Source organism: Pseudomaricurvus hydrocarbonicus (assembly GCF_011602365.1).
Lineage (GTDB): Bacteria > Pseudomonadota > Gammaproteobacteria > Pseudomonadales > Cellvibrionaceae > Pseudomaricurvus > Pseudomaricurvus hydrocarbonicus.
Map to the genome: position 1 here is coordinate 40,063 of NZ_JAAONZ010000018.1, position 15,958 is coordinate 56,020.

A 15,958-nucleotide genomic window follows, 5' to 3' on the forward strand; every position below is an offset into this window, starting at 1 on the left:
GTGTTTTTTTGTTTTATTCCCTCCAATTGCGTCTATAGTGCATACATAAACCCAAAAACAACAAAATATGAGGTTTATCATGCAAAACACAATTACCGGTCCGGATCTCAAGATTCTTAAGCTGCTGCAGGAGAACGCCAGCCTGACGGCAGCGGAACTGGCCGACCGCATCGGACTGTCCCAAAGCCCCTGTTGGCGCCGGGTGAACCGCCTGGAAACCGAGGGCTACATTCACAAACGGGTGGCGCTGCTCAATGCCGAGAAGTTGGGTATGGATGTGGTGGTCTTTTGTAGTGTGAACCTAAGTGTGCACGGTCGCCAGTCGCTGGAGGAGTTTGAACACGCCGTCGCCCTGCTGCCCGAAGTCATGGAGTGCTACACCATGACCGGGACCATGGACTACATGCTGAAAATCGTCACCAAAGATATTCGCCATTATGAGCAGTTTGTACGCACATTCTTGTCTCAAATGCCCGGAATACAGGAAATACATTCCCACGTGGCGGTAACGGCCATTAAAAACACCACGGCTTTACCGCTCGACACCCAACTGTAGGGGTCCAGCCGGCCGGGACCCAGCGCCAAAAACCGCTGACAATAACCGCCTGACGGGGCAGCGCTGTTCATATAGCATTCACCTCCATATAGCCTTCACCTCTCCAGGTAAATAGGCAGTAAATACAGACAACAGGGGCAGGTAGATGCCGGGTGGCCATGACATCGCCCACCAGCCAGCCGACGCGCCTTACATTCAAGGGAGGCCATGCGCAACATGAACATGACCGGCAGGGAAATTCATCGGGCTCACGACGACCTCGGTGTGGTGCAGGTGTTTGACGATGGGGACATGCGCTATTTGACCTTTGGTACCGATCACCAGCAAAGTTGTGCCCTGAAATCCGACCCCGCCTACCTGAGTTACGATTACACCCGTGCGATGTTGCTGCCACTGCTGTTTGAGGATAACCCTCGCAAAGGGCTCATCCTGGGACTCGGAGCCGGATCACTGGCCACCTGCCTGAACAGACACTGCCGCCAATTGAAACTGACCGCCGTCGAATTGCGTCAAACGGTCATTGACGCAGCGTACCAATACTTTCAATTACCCACGGGCAAAAAGCTCAACGTCGTTGCGGCCAATGCGGCGGATTACTTACGCGAACATGAACCCGCTAATTTCAACGTCATCTTCAGCGACATCTACGGCCCCGACGGCGTCGACGATTTGCAATTGCAGGAACGCTTCATCGATCAATGCCTGCACAGCCTGACCGCCAAAGGATGGCTGGTCCTCAATTGCTGGAAGAACCACCGCAACGACAGTGAAATCCTGCAGCTGCTGCGCGATCGTTTTGCCTATGTCGGTGAGTGCAACACCCAGGCTGGAAACTGGGTCATTCTGGCGTGTCGACAAGCGCCAAGGGCCGGGCAAAATCAATTGCGCGAACGCGCCAAAGCCTGGAGTCAAAAACTGGGTTTCCCCCTGCCCTTGTCACGCCTGCAGGATAAAACCCGGCCTTGAGGCGGTTCACAACAACTTTTGTGGCAGGTTTGGCACAGGGTTGACCACAAGATTTACCACAACGATCACAGATCACAGCCATCACGCACCGAAAACCGTGCTCCCATCGCCGGGGCAACCGTGCACCAAAATACAACACCGGCAAGCCCGTCGGACCGCCTCACTCTGACCCGCGCGCCAAAACAGTCTCGCCGACATTGCACCAACAGCTGACAGTGCGCCCCAAAGTAAACACCACCTCACGTCAAAAAACGCTTTTTTGAATTTTCCATCTCGGTAAATTTGCACACCTGCAGTGCACAACAGCGTTGGACTGCGTTTTCGCTCCTCTTTTTTGCACCGTGGCGGTCACCGAACACTGCAGTACGCAGACCGCCACCGCCGAGAAGATAAACTGGCATAGCCATTGCTGTATCAAATTGAAATTCATCCATATGAGAGCGCAGCTGATGTCCTACCTAGTCCCCACAGAATTTGTCACCAAAATGGTTGACGCAGGTGAGTCGAAAGTTTTTATGTCGACTCGTGACACGTTAATCCGAGCGTATATGGCCGGTGCCATCCTGGCACTCGCCGCTTCCTTTGCAATTTTCGTCACCGTAACCACCGGCTCTGCAATTCTCGGAGCGATCCTGTTTCCCGTCGGCTTTTGTATGTTGTACCTGATGGGGTTTGACCTGCTGACCGGCGTGTTTGTGTTGGTGCCCCTGGCGTTAATTGATAAACGACCCGGCGTCACCATCAACAGTGTCTTGCGCAACTGGGGACTGGTGTTTGTCGGAAATTTCGCCGGCGCTCTGACGGTGGCGTTCATGATGGCCTTTATTTTCACCTACGGTTTCTCCACCGACCCCGGAGCCATTGGCCAAAAAATTGCCGGCATTGGTGAATCCCGCACCCTGGGTTACGCCGAATACGGCCTGGCCGGTTGGTTCACCATTTTCATTCGTGGCATGCTGTGTAACTGGATGGTTTCCATGGGCGTGGTCGGTGCCATGATCTCCACCACCGTCGGAGGCAAGGTCATCGCCATGTGGATGCCCATCATGCTGTTCTTTGCCATGGGTTTTGAACACTCCGTGGTTAACATGTTCCTGTTCCCCTCCGGGATCATCATGGGCGGTGAGTTTTCCGTCATGGATTACCTGATCTGGAACGAAATCCCCACGGTCCTGGGCAACCTTTTCGGCGGCTTGGCCTTCACCGGTCTGACCCTGTACAGCACACACATTCGTACGGCGCCGAAACGTGCCTACTGAGTCTTAAGGTCAAAATGTGGCCCGACGAAAACCTGTAACTTTTAATCACAAAACCAGGGGCCTTGGGGGCAGCCCTTCAGCAAACGTCGAGCGGCAAACGAAGCCACCTGATAGCGATTTTTGCCCAGGTGGCTGGCGCCGCTTATCCGCGGGTTGGGATCCGCCGTTCAAACACGACAACCTGAACCTTTATCCAAAATTCACGGCATGAATCTTCCAAGGTGATTTTATGACACGCAATGACGTGACCGAACTGGTCATTACCCAGAAGCTGAAAAAGCAATTAACCTGGCCAGAACTGGCCAGCGCCATTGGCAAAAGCAAGGAATGGACAACCGCCGCCCTGCTGGGGCAAATGACCCTCGATGCAGAACAGGCGAAAATTATAGGTGACAAACTGGAACTGCCCGAGGATGCCGTAACTCAACTGCAAGTGGTGCCCTACAAAGGTTCACTGCCCACCGCCGTCCCCACTGACCCGTTGATCTATCGCTTTTACGAACTGATCAATGTCTATGGCACCACGTTTAAAGCCTTGATCCACGAGGAATTCGGAGATGGCATCATGAGTGCCATTGACTTTGACATGGACTTAAAACGTGAAGCCGACCCGAAAGGCGATCGCGTCAAGATCACCATGAGCGGCAAATTTCTGCCATATAAAAGTTATTAACCTTTCTTGCACCCGGCCAAATTGTACTGAATGGTGCGCTGTGTTGAACGTTGCAGTGCGCGCTGTTGTAAACGCTGCTGTTAACGTGGTTTTTTACGGCAACAGCCACTCAGTCTGATGTACTTCGTCAATCTCAACTGGCCTTTATCCTTGACCGTCACGCTGAGCAGCAAGATCAACAGAGTAACGATATGCCCGAAACACTCAGGCTCTCGCTAGGCCAGTATTCTGACAAGGGGCGCAAGCCCAGCAATCAAGACTTTATCGGTGCCACGGTACCCGAAAATTCTCAGCTCGACTTTAAAGGTGCGGCCCTGGCCATGGCCGACGGCATCAGCAGCAGTGACGTCAGCCACATTGCCAGCGAAACCGCGGTCAAAAACTTTCTCGACGATTACTATTGCACCTCCGACGCCTGGTCGGTCAAAAAATCCGTCTACAAGGTGCTTGAAGCCACCAACGCCTGGCTCTATTCCCAGTCCCAAAACAGCCCCATGCGTTACGAAAAAGACAAAGGCTATGTCTGTACCCTCAGTGCGCTGGTGATTAAATGCAACACCGCACATGTTTTCCACGCCGGGGATACCCGGGTCTACCGACTGAATGACCACGGACTGGAGCAATTAACCCATGATCACCGTCGCTGGATCAGCGAAGACCAAAGTTACCTCAGTCGCGCGCTCGGCGTCGACCATCAATGCGAATTCGATTATCAGTCACTGACCGTCAATATTGGTGACGTATTTATTCTGGCAACCGACGGTGTTTACGAATTTATCGAGCCATCGGAGCTGGTGCAGTGTATCGGTGAGCACCGCGCCGATCTCAACAGGGCCGCCCGAGTGCTGGTGGAGTCCGCCTATCAACAGGGCAGCACCGACAACCTCAGCCTTCAACTGGTCCGCGTTGATGCCCTGCCGTGCGGTAAAATTACCGCGTTAAAACATCAGGCCGAACAACTGCCGTTTCCACCTCAGCTTGAAGAAAATCATTGCTTTGACGGTTATACGATCCTCCGGCAACTGCACGCCAGCAGTCGCAGTCACGTGTATCTGGCACGGGATCAGGTAAGCGACTCGCAGGTCATCATAAAAACACCGTCAATAGACCTCAGGGGCGACCCCGACTATTTAGAGCGGTTTTTAACCGAGGAGTGGATCGCCCGACGCATCCACAGCCAGTATGTGTTAAAAGCCGGGCGCCAGCAGCGCACTCGAAATTATCTGTACACTGTGACCGAATACATCAAGGGACAAACACTGGCGCAGTGGCTGAGAGACAATCCCCAGCCAAACGTTGAAGAAGTCAGAAACATTATCGAACAGGTGGCCAAAGGCCTGATGGCGTTTCATCGCATGGAAATGCTGCATCAGGACCTGAAGCCTGACAATGTCATGATCGATCAAAACGGTACGGTTAAAATCATCGACTTCGGCTCAACCCGTGTGGCCGGCTTAGTGGAAGTCATGCCCGAGCAGGCACAGGATCATTTGTTGGGCACCGCCCTGTACACGGCACCGGAATACTTTTTGGGTGAAGCGGGCACCCCGCGGTCTGAGCAGTTTTCACTGGGGGTACTGGCGTACCATATGCTGTCCGGGCGCTTCCCTTACGGCAACAAGGTCTCGCAATCGAGAACCGTGCGCGCCCAGCGCAACCTGGTGTACCAATCCGTTCTGGATGTCGACCGGGAAATTCCGGCCTGGATCGACGACACCCTGAAGAAAGCCCTGCACCCGTCACCGCATAAGCGCTACGACGAAATGTCCGAATTTCTTTATGATCTGCGTCACCCGAACAAGGCGTTTTTGAACAAATCGCGCGCCCCCCTGCTGGAGCGCAACCCCGTCGCGTTTTGGCAGGGGATGTCCTTCATCCTGGCGTCCATCATTGTGCTCATGCTGTTCCAGTCGTGAACACCCGCGGCACGCCGAATCGACAGAAAAGGGGGCCTGCCACGCACCAGCGGATCAACGATAACGTTGATGGCGGTGTGCTGTGACCATAGCGCTGCCGTCAAACCACCGTGTGCTGGGTCACTGTCGCAACTCCCAGGCGGACAAAAATGGCACAATGGACACGTACAGTACCGCCGCCACCACAATCAGCATCGCAACCACCCGCAACGGATAACGCAACCAGTGCCGTAGCAACGGTTCCGGAGGGTTGAGCTGAGCCTGCTGGCGGGTACGCTCCAAGCGCTGCTCCTGATAGCTGTCGATCAGCGCTTTGGCCTGCTCCAGTTGACGATCATCCTTTAACCAGATTGCCGCCAGCGAGACGCCCCAGTTGCCGGCGGTGGTTTCATAATAATCAACGTTGGCTGCAGCCAGTAATTCTCGAACCTCCATCGCCTCGTCGTCAGGAACACCATTCAACTTAAACAACAATTCAGCCATCGTTCGATCAACCTTTGTCAGCAGCCAGCACAGGGGAGGCAGAGTATACCCTGCCGGACCGCAAAAAGCCGGAGCCTGACATCAAGCGAACGTCAAACCGGGCAGCCGCATTCAGTGAGTCGGCGGGCCAATGGCATCAGCTGAGCCAGACTCGCTGCTCCAGTTTCAGCGGCGCAGCGGGGGCACTGGCCTCGTAAGACAACAAATCCAGTGAGGAAACGGCCAGTTTGAGCGGCATGGTATCGATGGCCACGCTAAAGTCGGCGCCCACCACGGAAGATTCAAAGCGATCCCGATAAAGCCCCAGGGTGATGTGTGGGCAATAGATGCTGCTGCGGAAGTCATCGCCATTAAGTAGTAACAATTCGCGCAACCCGCCGAGCAGGTTATGGTCATCGCCTATCTCCAGAAACGGTGCCGAGGCAAAACTGTTCACCCCGCCCACGTCCAGGTGAAAAGGCGCAATCTCCGCCTGCTGCAAACGCTCCAGCTGGCGCTGCAACATGGCCGGAGTAAAGTCATCGTTGTGCGCTGAGGTCAGATCCTGGGGCTGCCAGAAACCACACACCGCGACCGTGAGGTGCAATTGACGGTGGTAGTCAGGCCTTAGGTAGCCGGCATAATGTTGCTGCGCCTGCTGCCAGCGGCGACAGATGTCATCTGAATCAACACTGATGGCCCAGCAATAGTAATGCCTTCGCCCTTTGTGCCAGTCGGGATGATCACCCGGCAAGGAAGGCAGGGTAAAACGCGCATCGAGAAACTCTTGGTAGACCTGTGGATAGTAAAATGACACGAACCCTCCTGACACCGGCGAAACAAAGCCCACTGTAACTTAATGAGCCCTATAACCCAATCCCGTAGCCCAGGGTATCGAGGGCGCCGGACGCCGGAAAACATGAACGACAAGTGCGTCAGAAGAAAACCCAACAAGCCCGCAGAGTGCGAGCTTGTTGGGTTGATTATCGATGAGGGCAGCCGCAGGAAACGCTTAGGCCACCTTTTCGTTCACGTACAGACCCGGTGCTGGCGAGAGTACCGGGTGCTTGTCACTGCCCAGTCGCTGCGGGGCAAAACGCTGCTTACCAGAGCGCCCCTGTTGCTGTAACCATCCCTGCCAATGCTCCCACCAGCTGCCGGAGTTTTTGGTGGCCGTCTGCATCCACTGGTCGGGGCCTTCCACCGACAAGGTGGATTGTTCATTGGTGTAGTAATGGGTGTTGGCAATACCCGGTGGACGCAAAATACTCTGAATATGACCGCTGGTACTCAGCACAAAGGTGCACTTGCTATCGACCAACTCGGGGACCTGAAAGCATTTTTTCCAGGGCATCAGGTAGTCCTCATCCCCGCCAACACAGTAAAAGTCCATCGAGATCTTTTTGATGTCAATGGGATACCCCTTCACCGTCAGTTGATTGGCGGACACAAACGCATCCTTGATGAAGATGTCCAAAAAGTCACTGTGCAAGCCTGCGGGCAACCGGGTTGAATCATTATCCCAGTAGAGCACATCGAGTTGAGGAGGCTCTTTACCCAACAGATAGTTGTTGATCCAGAAATTCCACACCAGATCTGTGGGCCGCAACCATGAGAAGATGTGCGACAACGCCTTGCCATCCATGAAGCCATTGACTGCGGAGATCTTGCGGCTCAACTCAACCGTTTGACGCGACGCAAACAAACCCAATTCAAAGCTTTGATCGGCTTGCAGTGCCGTCACAAACAGGGAGTGTGAGTGTACCAGAGGTTTTTTCGCCGCCTCCAGGTAACCCAGCAGCGCCATGGACGTTAGACCACCCGCACAGGCACTGGCAAGATTGACCTGATCGTTGCCGGTGATTTCGCACATGACTTCCAGCGCCGTTTCCAGCTCCGACACATAGCGATCCAGATTCCACTGGCTGTGGTGTTTCGACGGGTTGCGCCAGCTAATGATAAACGGCTGTACCCCCTGATCTTTCAAATACCGAACCAGGCTGTTTTTAGGGGTTAAATCAAAGATGTAAAATTTGTTCAGTTGCGGCGGCACAATCAGCACAGGCCGCTCACAGATGACCTGATCATCGTTCATCTTGTATTGAATCAGTTCCAGCACTTCAGTGCGATGCACCACCGCGCCTTCCGTGTCAGCAAGATCTTTGCCGAGTTCATAGGATCCCGGGCGCACCTGACTGGGCATGCCATGATTGGTGCGTACATCCCCCACCAGATTCTTGATGCCAGAAACCACACTTTTGCCGCCGGTCTGATAGGCGCGTTTTACCGCCACCGGGTTTAACGGTGAGTTGGTGGGCGACAGCATGGCGCTCATCTGTTCATGGATAAAACGGGCTCGACGGCGATCTGTCTCCTCCATGTCCAGGTCTTCAACCCAGCCGGACACTTCTTTGTCCCAGGCCAGATAGGCTTGCATGACAGAACGGTAGGCAAAATTATCTTTCCACACCGCGTCGCGGAAACGCTTGTCACTGCGCACAGGCTCCATGGTCGACTTCGACTGCACAATATTAAACAGCTCTTTGGCAAAATTGGTGTAGTGATGCACAAACACATCGGGCTGTTTAACCGTTTGCAGGAAAAACCGTGAGGTGGCCTCAAACAGGCTTTTGCCCTGAAAGGGGCCCTCTTGGGCAGACTCACGGTATTTTTTGTATTTGCGATATTTCTCAGGCACCTTGGCGTGCAAGCGGGGTTGTTGTTCCGTCCCGGCATCCGCTGTCAGGGTGTCAGCCACGTCAGCCTCGATAACGGCGTCGGCCATCGGCTCCCGCTTCAAGCGGGAATAGGCCGCCGCCTGACTTTCATCCAAATCGTACTGTTTGCGCAGGCCATCGGCAAACTGGTTTAACGCCAGAGAGCTTTTCCTGAGGCGATCGAGACTGGACTCCAGTGCGGTTGGGGCTGAGGCCTCAACATCTTCCGCCTCAAAAGCTTCTTCGGCCAGCTGCTCTGACTCGGTCGCGTCTTCCAACAAGCTTGTACTTTCCACTGATGATGGATCCAATGCAGGAGCACTTTCCGCAGCGCTGGAGTTGGTTTCTGAGGACAAAGTGTCGAGCGACCTCGCCTCGTGATCCGCAACCGAATTAGGGCTCTGAATAAACGGGGGGCTGACTTCTGGACTGTTGGCGCTTAACACGCCCTTATTGGGGTAGCTGCCACAAGGCTGGACAGATTGCCTGGTGTAGCTGTGTGATCCATGGTTTTTTTTAGCCAGTTTTTCAGGAATAGTTTCAGCAGCGTCTTTTTGGACAACATCAAGCTCTGAGAAAATCTCCGGCTTTACTGACGTTCCATTGTCACCAATACCCGGTACTGCGCTCACATGGTTCATAATCAGAATTCACCTTTCGTTCAGAGTTACCTCCAGGCATTCAACAAAACCCTTTGAAGAATGCCCTCTACCAGCCAATCACACTCACGCTACGGAAGATTGGCTATCTGCCTTGGTTGACTTCTTGGCCCGACTGGCAGACGTGGCCTTTTTTTCCTGCAGCTGGGTCGACAGCTCAGTAATGGAGTCGGCCATGTCTTTCATTAACATTGTCATTTGATCCATGTCTTTGCGGCTTGGTACACCAATGAAATGCAGGGAGCGGTTCACACCTTTATCGATGATCTGTTCAACGTCCTCCATCTTTTCATGAGCCTTGGATTTGATGTCTTCACTGGCGGACGTTAATTTGGCTTTGGGGAAATCAAATTTCTGGGTGATTTTGGTTTTCGCCTTTAGTTCGACTTTCTCACCTTTGGCCGCCATTTTTTTGCTGAATTCGGCGACATTCTCTTCCAGGGTCAAGGCAGAGCCAAGAGCGGTGTACCAGGCGTACTTGTAAAAGCTGCCGACCCCGGACAAAACTTTACCGGCACTGCTTTTTCCAGCCGACAAAATTCCCATCGGCACATCCATAACTTTTTCGGAATCCATGGTTTTTAATTCAGACATATCTAACCTCATAAATTTGCAGAGCCCACTAATGAGCGATAACTGGATTGGACATCAGAAAGTGGAAGCGGCGTCCTTGCCCCAGCTACTCCTTGGTAACGGCGGTCAACAATGCATCCAAATTCATTCGGTACAGGTCAAAAGTAAGAGCATATCCAGGCACTGTCAATGAACAACAGATGAAAAAAACATTAAATTTTTAAACACCAAAAAACTGCATTACAGACGTGCAACACAAGTGTCATCATGCTGCAACATGGCGCACTAAATAGTGAAAAATGTGCCACTCTTTCATTGAAGTAAATAATTTGTCACAGACTCTTGCTAAAAGATTTGCCACTGACATACTGGTGCTCTACAGATGAAAGGGCGAGCGATAAGGAATCCTGGGTTTGGAAATTGAAGAATGCTTTGTTGAAGTCATGGGACTTCAAATCCATGTAGCCAGAAAGCCCGATTCCAGTGAGCGCCCGCTGTTATTATTTAACGGCATCGGTGCTAACCTGGAAATCTTGATTCCGCTTATGCAGGAATTGAAGGGCATTGAATGCATCACCTTTGACATGCCTGGGATCGGTTTATCCGAGGTGCCAAGATTACCCATGCGTTTTAAAGCCCTGGCCAAATTATCCGCGCAGATCCTAGACCACTTCGGCTACGGTCAGGTTGACGCGTTAGGTGTTTCCTGGGGCGGAGCGATGGCACAGGAATTTGCTCACCGTCATCACAAACGCTGTCAAAATCTGATCCTGGCGGCAACCAGCGCCGGCGCCATTATGGTCCCGGGCAAGCCCTCGGTGTTCATGAAACTGACCAACCCCAAGCGCTACTTTGACAAGGATTACCTCAAGGACATCGCCCAGCACATTTACGGCGGAGAATTGCGCAAAGATCCGGAGCTGATGAACGAGTACACGGAACGAGTGCGGCCACCAAAATCCAGCCAGGGGTATTTGTACCAGCTCTATGCCGGCGCCTATTGGACCAGCATTCACTGGCTGCACAAATTGCCGCAACCAACGCTGATTCTGGCGGGCACTGACGACCCGCTGGTGCCGGTGGTCAACGCCAGAATTTTGCACAGTCGCATTCCCAACAGCCAGCTGATTGAAATCGACTGTGGACATCTGCTGCTCATGACTAAAATGTCAGAGGTGGCACCCATGATTACCGATTTTTTGACTTACTCGAATCCCGCCGTAAAATTGGCCGTCGTACACTGAGCCTTCAGGACAAGTGAATATGAATATGTTGTTGCCAACCATTCTCTTCCTTGCTTTTTGCCTGTGGACACTGTTCCACTGGCAGACGCTGCCCACTCTCCTGAAAAATGAATCCGAAGAAGAGCACTGGCCGCTGAGCATTCACCACACCGCCACGCCGGCCCGCATGGTCATCATGACCTTGCTCTACACCCTGTTTTCCTATTCCCTGCTGTTCATTCTGAGCCGCATCCTGATGCTGTTTTTGAGTGCCGCCCTGGCGCCGTGGGTTGCTCTGGCGATATTAATTGGCAGCCACTTTGCCCCCTATATGTCAGGCTTGTGCGCGTATGTGCGCTATTTTTTCCAGCGCCACCTGTTTTTCCCCTCGCTGCCCAGCCATCAGGAAGACTCCATCATCCGCACCCTGATGTCTCAGGCACCGGAAGGCAAAACCACCGCCAAAGAGATTTCTTACCTGCACAATCTGATTCGTGGGGAGTTTAAGGCCATACACGCTTTCAACCTGATGGCCCTGAAAAATGAAGGCCAGCTGGTCAAACGCGAGTTTAAGAAAATGCGCCTCAGCGGGCTGATCGAAAACGAAACACCGACCCCGGATGAGCAGCAGCAGATGCGCTTCCACCTCTACGCCTGCTACCGGCTGCTGACCCGCATCACGCTGGCCAGACACTGGGCCGGCCGCGATCGCCGCCGCGCCTTTCGTCGACTGGGCTACACCATTAATACCGGTGATGGTGAAATTTACGCTCGCTGCCGCCGTTTGAAACACGCCATCACGCAGCTTGTCTTACACCGGGGCCACCATCACGGAGTGAAGGCCAAGCGCTAAAAGTGGCAAAACTAGAAACTAGAAACTAGAAACTAGAAACTAGAAACTAGAGCAGCATAAGGTCGTCATTGGCGCTACCGCCAATGACTTTGCCGTGAGATGACTCGGTTCTGCCGGGTGGGGTTACAGCCCCATCGCCTGTTTGACGACGGCGTTCTTGAGCATGGGCAGGCTGTTGAGACGTCGCATGCCCTCATTGCGCAGCCAGCGGACCTGCAGGTGGTCGGCGCCGAATAAACGTTTAAACCCCTCCATCACCCCCATCATCGCCAGGTTGTGAGACTTTCGAGCCCGCTGGTAGCGCTTGAGGATAGAGGGGTCCGTCAACGGCAGTTGCCGCTGGCAGGCGCGCAGGATTTCATCGCGCATGGCACCAACATCCAGAAACCCCAGATTCACACCTTGTCCCGCCAGAGGGTGAACGGTGTGGGCCGCATCGCCCAGCAGTGCAATGCCCTCTTGAATGTAGTCAATGGCGTGACGCTGGCGCAGGGGAAAAGCAAAGCGTTGCGCGACGTCCGTCACCTGACCCAGGCGGTGCTCAAACGCTCGCCCAAGCTCACGGGCAAATTCGTCGTCACTCAGTGCCATCAATTCCGGCGCCCGCTCGTTATTGACCGACCAGACAATGGAACTGTAATTCACCTGCAGTCGGTCGTCGGCTTCGGTTTGAAGCGGTAAAAACGCCAGCGGTCCGGTCGGTAAAAATCGCTGCCAGGCCGTGAACTGGTGGGGCATCTCGGTGCGCACCGTGGTGACAATCGCGTGGTGGCCGTAGTTCCACTCGCGGGTGGGCATGTTGGCCAGCTCGCGAATTTTCGAGTTGGCACCATCGGCAGCCAGCAGCAAAGCGCCGGACAAATGACGGCCATCTTCCAGTAAAATCTCTATCCCGCTGTGATCCTCCAAACGCAAAACGTGTTTCACACGGGCTGGCCGCAACAGGGTAATTTGCGGATAGGCCGCCAGGCGTTGCAACAGGGCCTGACTGATCACGCTGTTCTCGACGATGTGACCCAGACAGGGTTGCTGTACCTCGCGGCAATCGAAATGAATGCTGCCGGTGCCCTCCGCGTCCCATACCTCCATATCCGTATACGGACAGGCGCGCTGCTGTTGTATCAGCGCCCAGGCGCCAACACTGTCCAGCAGCTCATGGGAGGCATGCGTCAACGCGACCACCCGCGGGTCGAACTCAGCGCCACGGTACTGGCGCGGTTCCTGACCGGCCTCCACCACCGCAATACTGAGGGCGGCACCGCGCGCATCCGCCGCCAAGGCACAAGCCATGGCACTGCCCACCAGCCCCGCGCCCACGATCACCACATCAAAATGCTCTACCGACGTCATACTGTTTGAATCTCAACGGATTGGTTTATCGGGCACACACTGTCCCGCGGCCGCCCGTAAAAAGGCGCCAAGGGGCTCATCTGTATGGTCTCGCCACTGCCACTCAAAATATTTTACAACACCACCTGGCGGCTGGCATTGCCCATGGTTTGCATGGCCAACCACTGCTTGGCCGGCGGCACGCACTCCAACCCCACAAACCCCAAACCGCGCAATGCCGCCTGCGGCAGACCGCTGCTGGAAAACAGTCTGGTCAACTGATCACTGAAGTGGATGGTGGCCTGTTGATCAAGCGCCTGCTGTTTCAAGTATTGCTGCAACAGCGCCAACTGCCCCAGCGGCCGATCACCCGCCGGCTTCAGTGTCGCCGCCAGCGCCGCACAATCGCGCAGGGCCAGATTGAACCCCTGCCCCGCCACCGGGTGCAAAAAATGGGCGGCATTGCCCATCACCACCACGGAGGAACGCACCTGCTCCTTGGCCACCGACAATTGCAGGGCATAGCTGTCGCGCTTACCCACACCGGTCAACGGCCCCAGGCGGAACCCAAATCGCTGTTGCAGGCGGCTTAAAAACGCCTCATCCGACAGCGCCAGCACCTCATCGGCCAGCGCTTTCGGTTGCGTCCACACCAGCGCACTGGTGCAGCCCTCAACGGAACCGCCCAGGGGCAGCATCGCCATGGGGCCTTCATCGGTAAAACGCTCGTAGGCGACGCCCTGATGGGGCTGGCTCAGGCTGATGTTGGTGACAATGGCGGTTTGCTGATAGTCCTTACGGTCGACATCAATCCCCAGACTGGCCCGCAGGGCCGACTGCGCGCCATCGGCGATCACCGCCAGCTGCGTGTGCACGACAGACTGCTGCCCGGCCATCTCCACGATCAACTCCGCCCCGTCCGCCACCGGTTTCAATTGTCGAACATGAGCCGGGGAAACCAAGGTCACATTGGGGAGCGTTCGCAGGTGCTGGATCAGCACGCGGCCAATCCAGGCATTGGGAATCACATACCCCAGGGCATCGACGCCCACCTGATGGCGATCAATCAAGGTGCCGCCAAGGTGCCCTTTGTCGGAGACGTGCACCTGCTCAATCGCAGTGGCGTATTCCCGCAACTGCGCCCAGACCCCAACCTGCTGTAACAGCAGCACACTGCCGTGGGCAATGGCCGTCGAGCGATCGTCATAGCTGGGCTGATAGGCGGGCGCGTGATCGTCGGGTAACGGAAACGCCTCCAGCAGGGTAATCGACCAATCGGGTTCAGCGTGGGCCAGCAAGGCGGCCAGTGCCGCGCCCACCATGCCGCCACCGACAATGGCAATGTCGGTCGAGGCGACCTTACCGGCAGGCAAACCGCTGTCGCTTTGCATGTTGATCTTGGCCTCATCCATCAGCCTGCCGCCATTAAAGCTTCAATGTCGTCTATGGTTTTCGGCACCGCAGAAGTCAGCACCTCACACCCCTCTTTGGTGATCAGCACATCGTCTTCGATGCGAATTCCAATGCCGCGCCATTTGGCGTCCACCCCGGCGTTATCCGCAGCGACGTAAATCCCCGGCTCCACGGTCATGCACATGCCGGGCTCCAGCACTCGCCACTCGCCACCGACGCGGTAATCCCCCACATCGTGGACATCGATCCCCAGCCAGTGGCCTATGCGGTGCATGTAAAATTCTTTATAGGCTTCCTGCTCAATCAACTCGGCGACATCGCCGATCAACAGCCCCAGTTCTACCAACCCCTCGGTGATTACCTGCACCGAGGCTTCGTGGGGATCGTTCCAGTGATGCCCGGGCTTGATCACCGCAATGGCGGCTTCCTGGGCTTTGAGGGTCAGCTCATAGAGTGCCCGCTGTTCAGCATTGAAGGTGCCATTGACCGGGAAGGTACGGGTGATATCCGCAGCATAGTAGTCCAGCTCACAGCCGGCATCGATGAGCACCAGGTCCCCATCCTTGAGCTCATCACTGTTTTCCACATAGTGCAGAATACAGCCGTTCTTGCCCCCGCCGACGATGGTGTTGTAGGCCGGGAAGCGGGCGCCATGAAAGGCAAATTCGTGCTGGATCTCCGCCTCCAGCTGATATTCATACATCCCCGGCTTACACAGCCGCATGGCTCGGGCATGGGCATTGGCCGAAATTTCCCCGGCGCGGCGCATCACCCGGACTTCCGCCGCGCTCTTGTACAGGCGCATATCGTGCAGGAAGTGATCCAGATCGAGAAACTCACCCGGCGGGATGGCTCCGGTGCGCACCTGGGCCCGGATCGCATTGACCCACACCATCACCTGATGATCGAAGTCGGCGTCTTTGCCCATGGCGTAGTACACCCGCTCACGCCCCTCGATCAGGCCCGGCAGGATGTCATCAATGTCATCGATGGGGAAGGCATCGTCCGCCCCAAACCGATCACAGGCACCTTCAGGTCCGGCGCGGTAGCCATTCCAGGTTTCTTTTTCCCGGTCCCGCTCCCGACAGAAGAGCACAAACTCGCCGTGCTCACGCCCGGGGATCAACACCAGCACCGACTCCGGTTCGGTAAAACCCGTGAGATAATAAAAATCACTGTCCTGTCGGAAGTTGTACTCGGTGTCCCGCGAGCGCACCTTCTCCTGCGCGGCGGGTAAGATGACAATGCTGTTGGGCTCCATCATCGACATCAGTTTGTTACGACGACGAGCGAATTCCTGCTTGGTGATACTCATTAAAACTCCTGCCAATCCCGGGCAACGGTACGTTGGTTCTTTTT

General features: G+C 55.0%; 15 protein-coding genes. 7 read left to right on the plus strand and 8 right to left on the minus strand.

Annotated elements, in window-relative coordinates:
• The first annotated feature begins 79 nt into the window (after window positions 1-79).
• On the plus strand, window positions 80-556 hold the full coding sequence (locus G8770_RS18760; RefSeq protein ID WP_167190559.1) for an Lrp/AsnC family transcriptional regulator: 477 nt from the start codon (window positions 80-82) through the stop codon (window positions 554-556).
• Window positions 557-763: 207 nt separating this feature from the next.
• The gene (locus tag G8770_RS18765) at window positions 764-1,522 is read left to right on the plus strand and encodes a spermine/spermidine synthase domain-containing protein (protein WP_167190561.1); all 759 of its coding nucleotides are present in this window, start codon (window positions 764-766) and stop codon (window positions 1,520-1,522) included.
• 239 nt (window positions 1,523-1,761) lie between these two features.
• Here G8770_RS18765 and G8770_RS18770 read toward each other — a convergent pair whose 3' ends face one another.
• Window positions 1,762-1,956 carry a hypothetical protein gene (locus G8770_RS18770; protein ID WP_167190563.1) on the minus strand — a complete coding sequence of 65 codons (195 nt, stop codon included), beginning with the start codon at window positions 1,954-1,956 and terminating at the stop codon, window positions 1,762-1,764.
• Window positions 1,957-1,971: 15 nt separating this feature from the next.
• Between G8770_RS18770 and G8770_RS18775 the strand changes: the two genes are divergently transcribed.
• The 3 genes from G8770_RS18775 (at window position 1,972) to G8770_RS18785 (ending at window position 5,370) form a co-directional block, all read left to right on the plus strand.
• On the plus strand, window positions 1,972-2,781 hold the full coding sequence (locus tag G8770_RS18775) for a formate/nitrite transporter family protein (protein ID WP_167190566.1): 810 nt from the start codon (window positions 1,972-1,974) through the stop codon (window positions 2,779-2,781).
• A 229-nt stretch (window positions 2,782-3,010) separates the two neighbouring features.
• Window positions 3,011-3,454, plus strand: coding sequence for a cyanase (gene cynS, locus G8770_RS18780; RefSeq protein WP_167190569.1), 444 nt, complete (start codon window positions 3,011-3,013; stop codon window positions 3,452-3,454).
• 191 nt (window positions 3,455-3,645) lie between these two features.
• On the plus strand, window positions 3,646-5,370 hold the full coding sequence (locus tag G8770_RS18785) for a bifunctional protein-serine/threonine kinase/phosphatase (RefSeq protein ID WP_167190572.1): 1,725 nt from the start codon (window positions 3,646-3,648) through the stop codon (window positions 5,368-5,370).
• A gap of 120 nt (window positions 5,371-5,490) precedes the next feature.
• On the opposite strand, the gene G8770_RS18790 is transcribed toward G8770_RS18785, so the two are convergent.
• The 4 genes from G8770_RS18790 to G8770_RS18805 form a co-directional block, all read right to left on the minus strand.
• A complete protein-coding gene (locus G8770_RS18790) occupies window positions 5,491-5,853 on the minus strand; it encodes a DUF6164 family protein (protein WP_167190575.1) in 363 nt (120 codons plus the stop codon).
• A gap of 136 nt (window positions 5,854-5,989) precedes the next feature.
• Entirely contained in the window at window positions 5,990-6,649 is a 660-nt protein-coding gene (locus G8770_RS18795; RefSeq protein ID WP_167190578.1) for a 2'-5' RNA ligase family protein, read from the minus strand.
• 195 nt (window positions 6,650-6,844) lie between these two features.
• Window positions 6,845-9,190 (minus strand): PHA/PHB synthase family protein, encoded by a 2,346-nt coding sequence (locus G8770_RS18800; RefSeq protein WP_167190581.1) that lies wholly within the window; start codon window positions 9,188-9,190, stop codon window positions 6,845-6,847.
• A gap of 84 nt (window positions 9,191-9,274) precedes the next feature.
• The gene (locus tag G8770_RS18805; protein WP_167190583.1) at window positions 9,275-9,802 is read right to left on the minus strand and encodes a phasin family protein; all 528 of its coding nucleotides are present in this window, start codon (window positions 9,800-9,802) and stop codon (window positions 9,275-9,277) included.
• 392 nt (window positions 9,803-10,194) lie between these two features.
• Between G8770_RS18805 and phaZ the strand changes: the two genes are divergently transcribed.
• On the plus strand, window positions 10,195-11,025 hold the full coding sequence (gene phaZ, locus G8770_RS18810; RefSeq protein ID WP_208022374.1) for a poly(3-hydroxyalkanoate) depolymerase: 831 nt from the start codon (window positions 10,195-10,197) through the stop codon (window positions 11,023-11,025).
• Window positions 11,026-11,044: 19 nt separating this feature from the next.
• Window positions 11,045-11,857, plus strand: coding sequence for a hypothetical protein (locus tag G8770_RS18815; protein WP_167190586.1), 813 nt, complete (start codon window positions 11,045-11,047; stop codon window positions 11,855-11,857).
• A 123-nt stretch (window positions 11,858-11,980) separates the two neighbouring features.
• Here the strand turns inward: G8770_RS18815 and G8770_RS18820 are convergent, their stop codons facing one another.
• The 3 genes from G8770_RS18820 to pepP form a co-directional block, all read right to left on the minus strand.
• Window positions 11,981-13,207 carry a UbiH/UbiF/VisC/COQ6 family ubiquinone biosynthesis hydroxylase gene (locus G8770_RS18820; RefSeq protein WP_167190589.1) on the minus strand — a complete coding sequence of 409 codons (1,227 nt, stop codon included), beginning with the start codon at window positions 13,205-13,207 and terminating at the stop codon, window positions 11,981-11,983.
• A 113-nt stretch (window positions 13,208-13,320) separates the two neighbouring features.
• Window positions 13,321-14,598, minus strand: a complete 1,278-nt coding sequence (ubiH, locus tag G8770_RS18825) for a 2-octaprenyl-6-methoxyphenyl hydroxylase (protein ID WP_208022375.1) — start codon at window positions 14,596-14,598, stop codon at window positions 13,321-13,323.
• Window positions 14,598-15,914 (minus strand): Xaa-Pro aminopeptidase, encoded by a 1,317-nt coding sequence (gene pepP, locus G8770_RS18830; RefSeq protein ID WP_167190592.1) that lies wholly within the window; start codon window positions 15,912-15,914, stop codon window positions 14,598-14,600. The genes ubiH and pepP overlap by 1 nt, the downstream gene beginning before the upstream one ends.
• Between the last annotated feature and the right edge of the window lie 44 nt (window positions 15,915-15,958).

What these genes read in the sequence shown, in the direction of transcription:
- G8770_RS18760 (WP_167190559.1), top strand. Translation starts at nt 80, where the DNA reads ATGCAAAACACAATTACCGGTCCGGATCTCAAGATTCTTAAGCTGCTG.
- G8770_RS18765 (WP_167190561.1), top strand. Translation starts at nt 764, where the DNA reads ATGCGCAACATGAACATGACCGGCAGGGAAATTCATCGGGCTCACGAC.
- G8770_RS18770 (WP_167190563.1), bottom strand. Translation starts at nt 1,956, where the DNA reads ATGGATGAATTTCAATTTGATACAGCAATGGCTATGCCAGTTTATCTT.
- G8770_RS18775 (WP_167190566.1), top strand. Translation starts at nt 1,972, where the DNA reads ATGTCCTACCTAGTCCCCACAGAATTTGTCACCAAAATGGTTGACGCA.
- cynS (WP_167190569.1), top strand. Translation starts at nt 3,011, where the DNA reads ATGACACGCAATGACGTGACCGAACTGGTCATTACCCAGAAGCTGAAA.
- G8770_RS18785 (WP_167190572.1), top strand. Translation starts at nt 3,646, where the DNA reads ATGCCCGAAACACTCAGGCTCTCGCTAGGCCAGTATTCTGACAAGGGG.
- G8770_RS18790 (WP_167190575.1), bottom strand. Translation starts at nt 5,853, where the DNA reads ATGGCTGAATTGTTGTTTAAGTTGAATGGTGTTCCTGACGACGAGGCG.
- G8770_RS18800 (WP_167190581.1), bottom strand. Translation starts at nt 9,190, where the DNA reads ATGAACCATGTGAGCGCAGTACCGGGTATTGGTGACAATGGAACGTCA.
- G8770_RS18805 (WP_167190583.1), bottom strand. Translation starts at nt 9,802, where the DNA reads ATGTCTGAATTAAAAACCATGGATTCCGAAAAAGTTATGGATGTGCCG.
- G8770_RS18815 (WP_167190586.1), top strand. Translation starts at nt 11,045, where the DNA reads ATGAATATGTTGTTGCCAACCATTCTCTTCCTTGCTTTTTGCCTGTGG.
- G8770_RS18820 (WP_167190589.1), bottom strand. Translation starts at nt 13,207, where the DNA reads ATGACGTCGGTAGAGCATTTTGATGTGGTGATCGTGGGCGCGGGGCTG.
- ubiH (WP_208022375.1), bottom strand. Translation starts at nt 14,598, where the DNA reads ATGGATGAGGCCAAGATCAACATGCAAAGCGACAGCGGTTTGCCTGCC.
- pepP (WP_167190592.1), bottom strand. Translation starts at nt 15,914, where the DNA reads ATGAGTATCACCAAGCAGGAATTCGCTCGTCGTCGTAACAAACTGATG.